Origin of the sequence: Devosia sp., from assembly GCF_965229025.1 — a bacterium.
Lineage (GTDB): Bacteria > Pseudomonadota > Alphaproteobacteria > Rhizobiales > Devosiaceae > Devosia_A.
In genome coordinates, this window is record NZ_OZ245853.1 from 1,689,400 (window position 1) to 1,702,377 (window position 12,978).

The 12,978-nt window shown below is 62.3% G+C and carries 15 protein-coding genes; 6 read left to right on the forward strand and 9 right to left on the reverse strand.

All coding sequences use genetic code 11. From position 1 onward, the window contains the following. Window positions 1–39 precede the first annotated feature (39 nt). On the reverse strand, window positions 40–1,053 hold the full coding sequence (gene hemB, locus ACO06J_RS08425; RefSeq protein ID WP_421760251.1) for a porphobilinogen synthase: 1,014 nt from the start codon (window positions 1,051–1,053) through the stop codon (window positions 40–42). Between the two features lie 115 nt (window positions 1,054–1,168). Between hemB and ACO06J_RS08430 the strand changes: the two genes are divergently transcribed. From ACO06J_RS08430 to ACO06J_RS08445, 4 genes are all read left to right on the forward strand, one after another. After that, window positions 1,169–1,552, forward strand: coding sequence for a hypothetical protein (locus tag ACO06J_RS08430; RefSeq protein ID WP_421760252.1), 384 nt, complete (start codon window positions 1,169–1,171; stop codon window positions 1,550–1,552). A 202-nt stretch (window positions 1,553–1,754) separates the two neighbouring features. Continuing rightward, the gene (gene ldtR, locus ACO06J_RS08435) at window positions 1,755–2,264 is read left to right on the forward strand and encodes a transcriptional regulator LdtR (RefSeq protein WP_421760253.1); all 510 of its coding nucleotides are present in this window, start codon (window positions 1,755–1,757) and stop codon (window positions 2,262–2,264) included. A gap of 256 nt (window positions 2,265–2,520) precedes the next feature. Then, complete coding sequence (locus ACO06J_RS08440; RefSeq protein WP_421760254.1) at window positions 2,521–3,783, forward strand: L,D-transpeptidase family protein; 1,263 nt, start codon at window positions 2,521–2,523, stop codon at window positions 3,781–3,783. A 3-nt stretch (window positions 3,784–3,786) separates the two neighbouring features. After that, window positions 3,787–4,032: a DUF6898 family protein gene (locus tag ACO06J_RS08445; RefSeq protein WP_421760255.1), complete on the forward strand. Its 246-nt coding sequence runs from the start codon at window positions 3,787–3,789 to the stop codon at window positions 4,030–4,032. On the opposite strand, the gene recO is transcribed toward ACO06J_RS08445, so the two are convergent. The 8 genes from recO to rpoZ form a co-directional block, all read right to left on the reverse strand. Then, the gene (gene recO / locus ACO06J_RS08450; protein ID WP_421760256.1) at window positions 4,029–4,745 is read right to left on the reverse strand and encodes a DNA repair protein RecO; all 717 of its coding nucleotides are present in this window, start codon (window positions 4,743–4,745) and stop codon (window positions 4,029–4,031) included. The genes ACO06J_RS08445 and recO overlap by 4 nt on opposite strands. Before the next feature lie 144 nt (window positions 4,746–4,889). After that, the gene (gene era, locus ACO06J_RS08455; RefSeq protein ID WP_421760257.1) at window positions 4,890–5,825 is read right to left on the reverse strand and encodes a GTPase Era; all 936 of its coding nucleotides are present in this window, start codon (window positions 5,823–5,825) and stop codon (window positions 4,890–4,892) included. Beyond that, the gene (gene rnc, locus ACO06J_RS08460) at window positions 5,822–6,529 is read right to left on the reverse strand and encodes a ribonuclease III (RefSeq protein WP_421760258.1); all 708 of its coding nucleotides are present in this window, start codon (window positions 6,527–6,529) and stop codon (window positions 5,822–5,824) included. The genes era and rnc overlap by 4 nt, the downstream gene beginning before the upstream one ends. Next, window positions 6,526–7,305, reverse strand: a complete 780-nt coding sequence (gene lepB, locus ACO06J_RS08465; protein WP_421760259.1) for a signal peptidase I — start codon at window positions 7,303–7,305, stop codon at window positions 6,526–6,528. Before lepB ends, rnc begins: the two co-directional genes overlap by 4 nt. A 42-nt stretch (window positions 7,306–7,347) precedes the next feature. Next, entirely contained in the window at window positions 7,348–7,767 is a 420-nt protein-coding gene (gene acpS, locus ACO06J_RS08470; RefSeq protein ID WP_421760260.1) for a holo-ACP synthase, read from the reverse strand. A gap of 148 nt (window positions 7,768–7,915) precedes the next feature. Continuing rightward, complete coding sequence (gene pyrE, locus ACO06J_RS08475) at window positions 7,916–8,500, reverse strand: orotate phosphoribosyltransferase (RefSeq protein WP_421760261.1); 585 nt, start codon at window positions 8,498–8,500, stop codon at window positions 7,916–7,918. Beyond that, window positions 8,497–10,767 (reverse strand): RelA/SpoT family protein, encoded by a 2,271-nt coding sequence (locus ACO06J_RS08480; protein ID WP_421760262.1) that lies wholly within the window; start codon window positions 10,765–10,767, stop codon window positions 8,497–8,499. Before ACO06J_RS08480 ends, pyrE begins: the two co-directional genes overlap by 4 nt. A 150-nt stretch (window positions 10,768–10,917) precedes the next feature. Continuing rightward, window positions 10,918–11,286, reverse strand: a complete 369-nt coding sequence (rpoZ, locus tag ACO06J_RS08485; RefSeq protein ID WP_421760263.1) for a DNA-directed RNA polymerase subunit omega — start codon at window positions 11,284–11,286, stop codon at window positions 10,918–10,920. 346 nt (window positions 11,287–11,632) lie between these two features. Here rpoZ and ACO06J_RS08490 point away from each other — a divergent pair, with 346 nt between their 5' ends. Both ACO06J_RS08490 and ACO06J_RS08495 read left to right on the forward strand, forming a co-directional pair. Then, a complete protein-coding gene (locus tag ACO06J_RS08490; RefSeq protein WP_421760264.1) occupies window positions 11,633–12,235 on the forward strand; it encodes an NYN domain-containing protein in 603 nt (200 codons plus the stop codon). A 24-nt stretch (window positions 12,236–12,259) separates the two neighbouring features. After that, window positions 12,260–12,895 carry a uracil-DNA glycosylase gene (locus tag ACO06J_RS08495; protein ID WP_421760265.1) on the forward strand — a complete coding sequence of 212 codons (636 nt, stop codon included), beginning with the start codon at window positions 12,260–12,262 and terminating at the stop codon, window positions 12,893–12,895. Window positions 12,896–12,978: the final 83 nt, after the last annotated feature.

Below are 12,978 nucleotides of genomic sequence, written 5' to 3' on the forward strand. Positions count from 1 at the left end.
AGGGGGCCTTTCTCGAGCCTCTCTCCAGAAAAGCTGTGATCACTCGTTCAGCAGCCGCGCCGCTTCCAGCGCAAAATAGGTCAGCACACCGGAGGTCCCTGCCCGCTTGAACGCCACGAGGCTCTCCATCATCGCCGCCTCGCCGTTGATGGCGCCCGCGTCGCCAGCGAACTTCAGCATCGCGTACTCACCGGACACCTGGTAGGCGAACACCGGCACTTCGAACGTGTCCTTCACCCGCCGCACAATATCGAGATAGGGCATGCCGGGCTTGACCATCACCATGTCGGCACCTTCGGCGATATCTTGCGCCACTTCGCGCAGGGCCTCGTCACTATTGGCGTAGTCTAACTGGTAGGTGCGCTTGTCACCCTTCAGGCGCGAGCCCGAGCCCACCGCCTCGCGGAACGGGCCGTAATAGGCCGAGGCGAACTTGGCCGAGTAGGCCATGATGGCGATCTGGTCAAAACCCTCGCCATCTAGGGCCCGGCGGATCGCTGCGACGCGGCCATCCATCATGTCGGAGGGTGCGATGATGTCCGCCCCTGCCCGGCTCTGCGCCAAGGCGGATTTGACCATCACCTCAATTGTCTCGTCGTTGAGGATTTCGCCGTCCCGCACCAGCCCATCCTGACCGTCACTCGAATACTCATCGAGCGCCACGTCGGCGATCAGGCCGATCTCCGGCACGGCCGACTTGATGGCGCTCAGTGCCCGGCACATCAGGTTGTCCGGGTTGTGGGCTTCCGAGCCATGCTCGTTGCGGAGGTGATCGGGCGTATTGGGGAACAACGCCAGGGCCGGGATGCCCTCGGCCGCGGCGGCCCGCGCCGCTTCCACCGCCAGATCGATGCTCAGGCGCTCGACGCCTGGCATAGTCCGGATCTGGGTGCGCTCGTTCTGGCCCTCGATGATGAACAGCGGCCAGATGAAATCGTGCGGGGTTAGCACCGTTTCGCGCAGCATGTCGCGCATCCAGCCGGTGCGGCGCAGGCGGCGCTGGCGCAGCCCACCGAGAAACGACATGTCGTGCTTTGGCCAGCTGGCGCTCATTTGTGACTCTCCGGAACGTGGCGCTGTTTATCAGCCGCGCCGCCCTTCCGCCAAGGCCACGCTTGTCGCATCCCCCTATCCGCGCTAATTCACATTCCGCCCACGAGAGACCGCAATGGATTTCAAGAGCCCACTGGCCGCGCGCTTTCTGAAGATCGTCGCCATCATCACTCTGCTGCTCGGGCTGTCGGATGCCTCGCGCCTGCTTGGCGTATCGACCGGTGCCACAAGCCCCATCGATATCTTCGGGCCGGTCGGCTTTGCCTATCTCACGACGTTCTGCCTTGCGCGCCTCTTCGCCTCAGTGGGTCTCTGGATCCGCGCCAGCTGGGGCGCTGTGCTGCTCGCGAGTTCAACCATCACCGAGCTGCTGATGTATGTTCTGGGCAGCAAAGACGTGCAGATTTCGCCCTTCGGATTTGCCGTGCGCGTGGTGCTGGTGGCCAGCATCACCGCCCTCTTCGTCCTCAGCCTCCGGATGCGCCGGGCACACGATTGAGGCCGTCAAGGTCAACGTAAAGGAAGGATTCAGGTTACAAATTCCTGACCCCTGGTTACCTCTTGTAAAGCCAATTTCTCGAACTTTTTCAGTAAGATAGTTTTAAGTGTGCGGCTTAAGGCGATCTTATTTGGGCCCTCCTAGATTGAGTGGCATGAGACGCGAACAAATCGCGCATGAATGCAAAGACAGTGAGGCACAGATGGCAGTCAAATCCAACGCCGCAGAGGCAATGGTTCCGGAAGAAGCCCAGGGGCTGAAGCCGCTCTACCTCGAAGCCGTCAGTCGCGTTGAGCGTCTGCACCGCCGGCTTCTTGACCTGATCAAGGACGAATTCGACCGCATGGGTTGGGACGATATCAACCCCGTGCAGGCGCTGCTGATGTTCAACATCGGCGATGCCGAGATGACGGCCGGTGAGCTCCGCTCGCGTGGCTACTATCTGGGCTCGAACGTCTCGTACAACCTGAAGAAGCTGGTAGAAACCGGCTACATCTTCCAGGAACGCTCCCGCGCCGACCGCCGCTCGGTCCGTATCCGGTTGACCCCCAAGGGCGAAGAAGTCGCCGAGGTCATCGACGAACTTTACGATCGCCACCTCAAGTCGATCGAAAAGGTTGGCGGGCTCAACAACGACACCTTCGAAGGCCTCAACAAAGCCCTCGGCCGCCTCGAGCGTTTCTGGGTCGATCAGATCCTCTACAAGCTCTGAGCCCGCCCTCGATACACATGTGGCTTTTCGGCCACAGGCATCCAAGCAAACGCCGGCTTTAAGCCGGCGTTTCTTATTTGTGCCGTAAATTCGGCTAATGCCTCATTGTGTTGCATGGTGCCCTCCCAGCCCCCGCAAGCTCCACTTGTTGATGCGTCGCTTGCGGTTGGTTCACAGCCGCTTGACTTCGTTGTTTGGCGCGGTGGACGCGTGTATGGGAGGATCACATGCTGGATCCGGACTTGCGGGTGACTGAATGCGCCTTTCTCGACGCCATCTTCTGACCTCCGCCGCAGCGGCAGGTGCAACGCTCGCCATGCCGGCGATCGGTCGTGCCGAGGACGGTGGCTTTGACCTGTTCGCCAAAGACCGCGCCATGCGCAATGTCGATCGCGACGGCAATACCGCGACGGCAGTGAGCCTTGTTGAAACGATCGAGCCTATTCTCTCGTTCGATACTGCTTACAACCTGCAGCTGGCCATCCAGAACTACGAAGCGTTCATTGCCGCTAACGGCAGCTGGGACGAGCCGACGCGCGAGACCTTCGGGCTTGAGCTCGGCAAGTCGCGCAAGGCCGTGTCGCAGCTCAAGCGCCGCCTGATGATCAATGGCGACATGGCGCTCGAAAAGCGCATCAACGACGATTTCGACGCCAAGCTCGATGCTGCCGTGCGCCTGTTCCAGGCGCGGCACGGCCTGATTATCAATGGCAAGGTGGATGAGCCGACGTTCTACGCGCTCTCCGTGCCGGCCGATTACCGCCTCAACCAGCTCCGCCTCAATGCCCAGCGCGTCGAGCAGTGGGCCTCGACGCTCAGCGATCGCTACGTGGTGGTCAATATTCCGGCCGCGACCATCGAAGCGGTCGAGGAATCGCAGGTGGTGCAGCGCCACACGGCGGTGGTCGGCAAGGTCGATCGCGCCACGCCGATCCTCAATTCCAAGGTCCACCAGGTCAAGTTCAACCCCTACTGGACGGTGCCGCAGAGCATCATCGAGAAGGACCTCGTTCGCTACATGAACGAGGATATGGAGTACCTGACCAAGTTCCACATCCGCGCTTTCGACAGCAAGGGTAACGAAGTCTCGCCGACGACCATCGACTGGTCCACGGCGCAGGACCCGCTGCGCTACACCTTCCGCCAGGATCCGGGCGGCGAGAACTCGATGGGCCACTGCAAGATCGACTTCTACAACAAGTACGACGTCTACATGCACGACACGCCGCAGAAGGCGCTATTCGGCGAGAACGCCCGCTTCCACTCCTCTGGGTGCGTGCGCTGCGAAGGCATCGACAGCCTTTCCGCCTGGCTGCTGCGCGACAATGGCGACTGGGATCTGCCATCCGTCCAGGCAGCCTTCGAGAATGGCCTGCGCGAAGACGTGCCGCTCAAGGTGCAGGTGCCGATCCACACCACCTACATCACCGCCTGGGCCAACCGGCAGGGCACCGTCAGCTTCCGCGACGATGTCTACCAGTTCGATGCGCAGGGCCTGGTGAACTTCGCGGACGCCTGACCCGTGGCCGGGCGCGACGACAACAGTTCGCCCGGCAATGTCCTCTTCGAATTCTCGCCCATGGGCGGGCAGATGCGCGTGGTCGCAATCGATGAGGCGACCGGCATTGAAGTGGTGCTGATCGCGCCGCTCCGCGCATCGCAGCACCAGATGCAGACCCTCGCTCTGGCCAAGCTTCGCCGCCGTCTCGGGGGAATCGAGCCCGAGCCAGCGCCACCTCCCACGCCAATCCGGGGCAAGCTGGTTTAGTCCGACGTCACCAGCGCGACGACCGACTCGCGTGTCGGCGGGGCGTCGATCTGGCGGGTCATCCAGACGTGCAGGTCGAGGAAGTGCCCGGTGAGCACGAAGGCGTCCTTGAGATCATCGACCGTCGGATCGGCGTCGCTGATCAAGAACTGCGGCAGTTTCAGCAGCCGGTTGCGATAGGGCTCAGCCGCCGCCGTGCTCACCGCCCTGCCCGATTTGGGTGAGACAAAGGTCAGGTCGCGCGTCGTGCCAGTCGCCGCGCAACTGGTAAGATCGAGCCCGAAGCCGAGCTCTTCGAGCAGGATCAACTCAAACCGCGCCAGCGTAATCCCTAGATCACGCGGGTTGCCGTCGAAGTCCATGATGCGCAGCGCAATGCCCAGCAGCCGGTCATGCGGATCGCGCTCGGGCAGCAGCCGCAGGTGTTCACACACCAGTTGGCTGGCATAGAGGCGCAGGCGATCAACGATCAGCGCCGCGGCACGGGCTTCAAGCAGTTCGAGGGTAAAGGTGCCGAGGTGCTCCTCGAGCCTGGCGCGCCAGCTGACTTGCACACTATTGCCCGGCTGCAGCGTCGCCGAGAGCTTCGACGACCGCCCACCGCGCACCAGCCCCAGATTGCGGCCCCGCCCCGCCACCATTACTTCGGCAATGATGCTCGACTCGCCGTGCCGCCGCACGCCAATGATCAGCCCCTCACCGTCCCATTGCATGTCAGCGGGTCCTCCTGCTTCCCTCTCCCCTTGAGGGAGAGGGTGGCTCGGCCCAGCCGAGACGGGTGAGGGGCAGTTCGCGATCGTCCCCTCACCCGCCCCGCGATGCGGGGCACCGCCTCCCTCAAGAGGAGCGGGAAGGCGTCACTTCTGCTGCGGGTATTCCAGCCCCATCTCGCGATAGCGCTCCGGGTCGTCGCTCCACTTTTCCCGCACCTTCACGAACAGGAACAGGTGCACCTTGGTGTCGAAGATTTCCATTAGCTCCTTGCGGGAGTCGGCGCCGATGGCCTTGATGGTTTGCCCTCCAGCGCCCAGCACGATCTTTTTGTGCGTGTCGCGCGTCACGTAGACCACCTGGTCGATGCGGTACGAGCCGTCCTTCTGGATGGTGAACTTCTCGGTTTCGACCGTGGCGTTGTAGGGGATCTCGTCGTGGATGCGGAGGAACAGCTTTTCGCGCGTCACTTCGGCGGCCGTGATCGCCAGCGTCAGGTCCGTGAGCTGATCCTCGGGGAAGTGCCAGGGGCCAAGCGGGATGCGCTTTGAGGCCCAATCGAGGAAATCCTTCACGCCATGGCCCTTCATGGCCGAGATCATAAAGGTCGCCTCGAAGGTGAGCCGCCCGTTCAGATCAGCCGCGAGGCCGAGCAGCTTTTCGTGCGGGATCAGGTCGATCTTGTTGAGGATCAGCACGCGCGGATGGGTGATGCCCTTCAGCCCCTCGATCAGCGACTCGAGTTCGGGGGTGATGCCGCGCTCGACGTCGACGATCAGCGCCACGAAATCCGCGTCGCCGGCGCCTGTCCAGGCGGCATCGACCATCGCCCGGTCGAGCCGGCGCTTGGGCGCGAAGATGCCGGGCGTATCGATGAAAACGATCTGCGCCTCGCCCTCGGTGACGACGCCACGGATCTGGGCGCGGGTGGTCTGCGCCTTGTGCGTGACGATCGACACCTTTGCGCCAACCAGCGAATTGAGCAGCGTCGATTTGCCCGCATTGGGGGCCCCCACCAGCGCGACAAAGCCGCAGCGGGTGTTCTCGGGCATCGGAGTGGTCACATCTTCAGTTTCGGTCATTGCGTGTCGCGCCAGACTCTCTCGCGGATGAGAAACGCCTCGGCGGCCTTATGCTCGGCCAGCTTCTTGGAAGCGCCGGTCGCGGTGATGGTGTCGTATGCGCCCACGCGCACACTGATGGTGAATTCCGGCGCATGGTCGGGGCCGGTACGTTCGATCTCGGTGTAGAGCGGAGGCTCATGCCCCTTGCCCTGCGCCCATTCCTGCAGCGTCGTCTTGGCGTCCGGCCGCACGTTCGAGGCCAGCCCGAGTTGCGGGCCGAACAGCCGCTCGATCACCTCGTAGGCCTTGCCGAGCCCGCCGTCACAATAAATCGCACCGAGCAGCGCCTCGGCGACGTCGCCGAGGATCGCGTCCTTGTTGGCGCCACCAGTCCGCGCTTCGCTTTCGCCGAGGTTCATTTCAGCGCCGAGCCCGAGGTCGCGCGCCACCGCCGCGCAGGTTTCCTTGCGCACCAGGGTGTTGAGGGAACGGCTGAGTTCGCCCTCATTGGCCTTGGGCAGCTGGCGATAGAGCAGATCGGCCACCACCAGCCCGAGCACCCGGTCGCCCAGGAACTCAAGCCGCTGATACGACCGATCGACGCGCTTGCCCGGCGAAACCGCGCTCGAGTGGGTCAGAGCGCGGTCGAGCAGGTCTGGGTCGGCAAAGCGATAGCCCAGGCGGGCTTCCAGTTTGTCGTGTCGCTTCGGCTTTACGCTCATGGAGCCGGAGTTTTGGTGTAGGTCTGGTTGACCGCTTGGAACATGCGATCCCAGCGGACGTTCGCCGGCCATTCCCAGAGCTGCCATGGCGGCAGGTTATTCTTGATCGAGAAGAAGCGGGCCTCGGCTTTGCCGATGAACGCATCGAGAGGCACGTAGCCCACCTGCTGCAGCACGCGGCTATCGGCCGAACGGTCGCGGTTGTCACCCATCATGAAATAGTGGCCGGCGGGAACGATGTACTCGGGGGTATCATCGAGCTGATCGCTGTCGCTGATTTCCTGGATGGTGTGCACCACGCCATTCGGCAACGTCTCGTTGTAGATGGTCACCGGCACGCCGGTCTTGCCGCTGTCGATATCTTCGCCGGTCCCGACCTGCTGGCGCTCGATCATCGTGCCGTTGATATAGAGGCGCCCCGCCTTCATCTGGATCTTGTCGCCCGGCATACCGATCACGCGCTTGATGTAGTCGTCGCCGGTGATGTTGTGGAACACCGCGATATCGCCCTGCTGGGGCGTCGCGAACGACAGCAACCGGCCATTGAACGGCAGCGGCAGCGGGAACGAGTATTTGCCGAAGCCCCAGGCCCATTTATTGGCGATGAAATAGTCGCCGATCATCAGCGTCGACTGCATCGAGGCCGTCGGGATGGAAAAGGGCTGGTAGAGGAAGGTGCGGAAGAGCAGCGCGATGATCAGCGCTTCAATGACGACAACGATCGTTTCGACCGCCTCGTTCTTCTTTTTGCCCACCTTGGGTTCGGCTTTCGACATGGATTGGCTCATTTCTGCCTCTGCCCCTGCGGGCCAAACTGGTTACGGGAGCGCTGGGGCCTGGTCAATCGGCAGCGCTTCAATGATGACAAAGGCCTGGGCCATTCCGCCATCGTCGGTGATGGTGAGGTGGATATGCGGTTTCATCCCCTTGGGTACAAGCCGCTCCAGGATGCGCGCCGCGCCATTGGTGAGTTTCATGGTCGGCTTGCCCGATGGCAGATTGACCACGCCCATGTCGCGCCAATAGACGCCAAAACTAAGGCCGGTGCCGAGTGCCTTGGAACAGGCCTCCTTGGCGGCAAATCGCTTGGCATAAGACGCCGCCCGCTGTGCCCGCCGATCCGACTTCTGCCGCTCGATCTCGGTGAAACACCGCTGCGTGAAGCGCTCCCCATAACGGTCCAGCGTCTTCTGCACCCGCGAGATATCGCAGAGGTCATTGCCGAGTCCGATGATCATGACGTCACCTCTTCCTTCCTTCTCCCCTTGAGGGAGAAGGTGGCGAGCGAAGCGAGACGGATGGGGGGAAGAATCGCGAAACGTCCCCTCACCAGCCCTTCGGGCACCCTCTCCCTTCGGGGGAGAGGGAAGAAGGTGAAATCCCCCCTCATGCCAACCCCCGCGATCCCGGCTTGATCGCAGGGATCGCCGCAAGTTCCGGTGGCAAGGCGTCGGCGGGATAGGCCGGGACCTTGTAGCGCGTGAGTGAAATCAGTGGCACGCCGATCTCGGCCTCGCCGCCCGAGCGGTCGATCAGGCACGCCGCCGCCACCACATTGGCGCCCAACTTGCGGATCGCCTCGATGCACTCGCGGATCGAGAGCCCGGTAGAGACGATATCCTCGACCACGATCACCCGCTCGCCCGGGGCCAATTCAAAGCCCCGCCGCAGTTCGAACACGCCGTTGACGCGTTCTGTGTAGATCGCCGGCACGCCGATATGCCGCGCCGTCTCGTAGCCGGGGATGATGCCGCCCACTGCCGGCGAGACGATCTGGCTGACATCACCATAGCCTTCCGCCACGATCTTATCAGCCAGCGCCTTGCAGAGTTTTTCCGCCTTGGCCGGGTGCATGAACACGCGCGCCTTCTGCAGAAAGACCGGCGAGCGCAGGCCCGAGCTCAGGATGAAATGGCCCTGCAAAAGGGCGCCACTTTCGCGAAACAGCTCCAGCACTTCTTCGGTGGTCACGCGTGTTCCTCTGGCATTTTGGGGGCAACCCAATCGGCGCGATTGAGCGAGCGCGCCTCGTTGACGGTGCCGCGCCGCACTTCGGAGAGGCTGGTGGTCAGCTTCAGCGAGTTCAGCACGTCGGTAAGCTGTGCGAGGTCCCGCACTTCGAGCTGGAAGATCAGCTTGTGGAAGTCCGGCGATTCCATGCGCATCACCAGATTATGGATGTTGGCACGGCACGCGGCAATCACCGTCGCGATCTTGGCCAGCGATCCCGGCTGATTGCGCGATTGCAGCGAGATGATGCACTTGTGGTCCCGCTCCTCGCGCCCGAATATATCCCAGCGCACATCGATCCACGCGACGTCGCTGTCATAAAGCTCGGCCAACGCATCCGAATGGATCGGATAGATGATGATGGGCGAGCCCGGCGTCATGATCCCCACCAACCGGTCGCCGGGGACGACACCCTCGGGCGAGACTTCCGCGGGCGTGTTGAACCCGAGTTCCGCCAACGCCGCCTTCGCGTTGGGGCCCGAATCCGGGTTGCCGGGTACGCGAAAGCGGAAGAGATCGGTGGCTTTGAGCGCAAACCAGCCCTCGGCCTTGTCGGGCGCCGGCATGTCGATGCTCTTCCGCCGCTTCAGCCCCTTGGCTTCAAGCAGCGCCTCGGCCAGCGCGCCGGTGGTAATCTTGCCCTCGCCCAGCGCCACCAGCAGGTCGCGTTTGTTCGCCTGCCCCAGCGCTTCTGCCAGCACTTTGTACTCAGCGTCCTCGAGTGTCGCGCCTTCACGTTCGAGCAGCATCGAGACCATGTGCTCGCCCAGCGCATGCGCGCGCTGCTGCACCTGCAGGCGAACGGCACGGCGGATGGCGGCGCGGGCCTTGCCGGTCGCGGCGATGGTTTCCCAGTTGGAGGGCGGCAGGTGGTTCTGGTCGCGCAGGATTTCGACTTCATCGCCCGAGCGCAGCTGGGTCACCAGCGGCACGATCTGGCCATTGATCTTGGCGCCGACGCAGGTGTCGCCGATATCGGTATGAAGCGCATAGGCAAAATCGATCGGCGTCGCACCCCTCGGCAGCGCGATCAGTCGCCCGCGCGGGGTGAAGCAGAACACCTGGTCCTGGAACAGCTCAAGCTTGGTGTACTCAAGAAAATCCTCGGTCGAGGCGCCGGCCGTCAGGTGCCCGATGGTCTGGCGCAGCCAGGTGAAGGCCTTGGATTCATTTTCGATCTTGTGGATGTCCGTCGCGCCCTCCTTGTAGAGGGCGTGCGCGGCGATGCCGAACTCGGCGATCCGGTGCATCTCTTCAGTGCGGATCTGCAGTTCGGCGCGCTGCCGCCCCAGCCCGACAATGCTGGTGTGAATCGAGCGGTAATCATTGTGCTTGGGGACCGAGATATAGTCCTTGAAGCGCCCCGGCACGACCTTCCAGTTGGTGTGGACGATCCCCAGCGCCCTGTAGCAATCGGCCACCGTGCCGACGATCACGCGGAAGCCGATCATATCGGAGAGCTGTTCGAGCGCGATCTGCTTGCGTTCGATTTTGGAAAAAATCGACCACGGCGACTTCACCCGCGCGCTCACCCGCGCATCGATGCCCGCTTCCTTGAGCTTGGTCCCGAGTTCGGTCTTGATCGTGCTGATCGTGTCGGCAAAGCCCGACTTCATCTCCGCCAGCCGGTCGGTGATCGCCGCATAGTGCTCGGGCTGCAGCGTCTTGAAGCTCAGGTCCTCAAGTTCCGAGCGCATATCCTGCATACCCATGCGGCCCGCGAGCGGCGCATAGATATCCATGGTCTCGGTAGCGATGCGCTTGCGCTTTTCGGGTGGCATGAAATCGAGCGTGCGCATGTTGTGCAGCCGGTCAGCGAGCTTGACCAGCAGTACGCGAACGTCGGCTGAAATCGCCAAGAGGAGCTTGCGCAGGTTCTCCGCCTGCGCCTCTTCGCGCGTGACCAACTGCAAGCGCTCGATCTTGGTCAGCCCATCGACAATCGCGCCGATTTCGGCGCCGAACAGCTGGTCGATCTCGGCGCGGGTGGCGTCGGTGTCCTCGATGGTATCGTGCAGCAGCGCCACGGCGATCGAGGCATCGTCAAGCTTCAGTTCGGTGAGAATCGCCGCCACTTCCAGCGGATGCGCGAAGTACGGATCACCCGATGCGCGCTTCTGCATGCCGTGCTTTTGCATGGCATAGACATAGGCCTTGTTGAGCAGCGCCTCGTCGGTGTGCGGGTTATAGGCCTGTACCCGCTCGACCAGTTCGTACTGACGCATCATGGGTTTGCCGCACTCCTACGCGGCGCCGCAGCGGCCTCAGGCGGCTCCGCCTGTCGCTCACAAACAAAAAGGCGCCGGGCGGAAGGCCCGACGCCGAAAGACTATATATGCGGGATCAACTTGCGATCAATCGCGGCCGTGGAGCAAAGCTCAGTCGTCGCGACGCTCCGGCGGCGCAAGGCTCTCGATGCCGCGCAGCAATTCGTCTTCGCTGATGGTGTCGAACGTGTCGCCATCCTGCTCGGCGTTGACGTCGAGCAGCGGCGCTGCATGGCGCTCGGGCTCGTCGACCTCGACATACTTCTGCAGCGAGTGGATCAGATCCTCATGCAGGTCTTCAGGAGAGATGGTGCCATCGCCGATTTCGCGCAGCGCCACAACCGGGTTCTTGTCGTTGTCGCGGCTGACCGTGATGGACGAACCGGCTGAGATCATGCGAGCGCGATGGGCTGACATGAGCACCAGGTCAAAGCGGTTATTGACCTTCTCGATGCAGTCTTCGACTGTGACGCGGGCCACGAACGTCTCCGGGATTGATGGAATGAGCGGCCCTCATACACGAGCGATGCGCCGTGTACAAGGATTTCGGCCGGTTTGCCGATCAGGCCTGTGTGAGCGACCGTCCACAGCCCCGCTACGGTCCGAAAGTTATCGCCGTTTCAGGGGCTTGGTGGCGTATGCATGCCCTTATGCAAAGCATACCAAATTCCTCCTGATTTATAGTTGTTGCAATCGGCCCCGATTAAAGGCGTATTCGGAACTTAGCGAGACGTGTCTGAAATGCGCGGCTCGAGGGGAGATAATCCAACGATAATTTGTCTGAGCCGCCGAGACGGCGCACCAGCTCAGCCAGGGGGTATATTTTATGACTATTGATCCACGCGAAAAAGTGGTTCTCTTCATTGACGGCGCCAATCTTTATGCCACCAGCAAGGCCATTGGTATTGATATCGACTATCGCCGTTTGCTAGTAGAGTTCCAAAGCAAGGCATTTCTTCTACGTGCCTACTATTACACAGCACTTGTCGAAGATCAGGAATACTCGTCTATTCGCCCGTTGATTGATTGGCTTGACTATAACGGCTTCACGGTCGTCACCAAACCTGCCAAAGAATTTACCGATGCCATGGGTCGCCGAAAAATCAAGGGCAATATGGACATCGAGTTGACCGTGGATGCGCTCGAAATGAGCGAGCACTACGATCATTTGGTATTGTTCTCCGGCGACGGTGATTTCACGGCCCTCGTCGCGGCGCTGCAGCGCAAGGGCAAGCGGGTAACGGTCGTCTCGACATTGACTACCCCAACTCCGATGATCGCTGACGATCTCCGACGCCAGGCCGATTTCTTCATGGATGTGGCCGAACTCGCCAAGATCGTGGGCCGCGCCCCCTCCCCCGACCGCACGCCGATCGACCGGACGCCGGTTGACCGTACGGTGATCGCCGTAGAGCCTAAGGTCACCTGAGTCCCCGACCGCTAGGCCTGCTCTTTGCCCGAAACCAATCCGCCGCACGATTGCCCGCGCTGCCCGCGCCTTGTCGAGTTTCGCCACGACAATCGCCGGAACTATCCTGATTTCTTCAACGGGCCGGTGCCTAACTGGGGCGATGCGGAGCCGGGGCTGATGATCGTCGGCCTCGCCCCCGGCCTCAAGGGCGCCAACCGCACCGGCCGCCCGTTCACGGGCGACTATGCGGGCGATCTGCTCTACGCCACGCTGCGAAAGTTCGGCCTCGCCGCCGGGCTCTATGACAAGCGCCCCGATGATGGCCTCGCGCTCGAAGGCGTGCTGATCGCCAACGCGGTGCGGTGCGTGCCGCCGCAGAACAAGCCGACCGGCGACGAAATCAAGACCTGCCGCCCGTTCCTCGCGGCCACCATCGCCGTGCACAAACCCCGCGCCTACCTCGTCCTCGGCCGCATCGCCCACGACACGCTGCTGACGACGCTCGGTGAACGACGCGCCAGCTTCCCCTTTGCCCACGGCGCCGAACACCACCTCACCAGCGGCGCCCGCCTTTTCGACAGCTACCACTGCTCCCGCTACAACACGAACACGGGCGTGCTGACCACGGCGATGTTCGAAGATGTGGTGGGACGTGCGGCGCAAGCGGTGGGAGAGTAGGCAGGAGTGCGGGGGTGTCAGTGGTGGGCCCAACTGTAGTTAGGGTGAGGTGTATTTCAGCCGTAGTTGCCGCAAAGGATATT

Bases quoted from the DNA above. Each gene is read 5' to 3' on its own strand.
- era (WP_421760257.1), bottom strand. From the start codon at position 5,825: ATGACCGAAACTGAAGATGTGACCACTCCGATGCCCGAGAACACCCGC.
- lepB (WP_421760259.1), bottom strand. From the start codon at position 7,305: ATGTCGAAAGCCGAACCCAAGGTGGGCAAAAAGAAGAACGAGGCGGTC.
- acpS (WP_421760260.1), bottom strand. From the start codon at position 7,767: ATGATCATCGGACTCGGCAATGACCTCTGCGATATCTCGCGGGTGCAG.
- rnc (WP_421760258.1), bottom strand. From the start codon at position 6,529: ATGAGCGTAAAGCCGAAGCGACACGACAAACTGGAAGCCCGCCTGGGC.
- ldtR (WP_421760253.1), top strand. From the start codon at position 1,755: ATGGCAGTCAAATCCAACGCCGCAGAGGCAATGGTTCCGGAAGAAGCC.
- ACO06J_RS08440 (WP_421760254.1), top strand. From the start codon at position 2,521: ATGCGCCTTTCTCGACGCCATCTTCTGACCTCCGCCGCAGCGGCAGGT.
- ACO06J_RS08430 (WP_421760252.1), top strand. From the start codon at position 1,169: ATGGATTTCAAGAGCCCACTGGCCGCGCGCTTTCTGAAGATCGTCGCC.
- ACO06J_RS08490 (WP_421760264.1), top strand. From the start codon at position 11,633: ATGACTATTGATCCACGCGAAAAAGTGGTTCTCTTCATTGACGGCGCC.
- ACO06J_RS08480 (WP_421760262.1), bottom strand. From the start codon at position 10,767: ATGATGCGTCAGTACGAACTGGTCGAGCGGGTACAGGCCTATAACCCG.
- hemB (WP_421760251.1), bottom strand. From the start codon at position 1,053: ATGAGCGCCAGCTGGCCAAAGCACGACATGTCGTTTCTCGGTGGGCTG.
- recO (WP_421760256.1), bottom strand. From the start codon at position 4,745: ATGCAATGGGACGGTGAGGGGCTGATCATTGGCGTGCGGCGGCACGGC.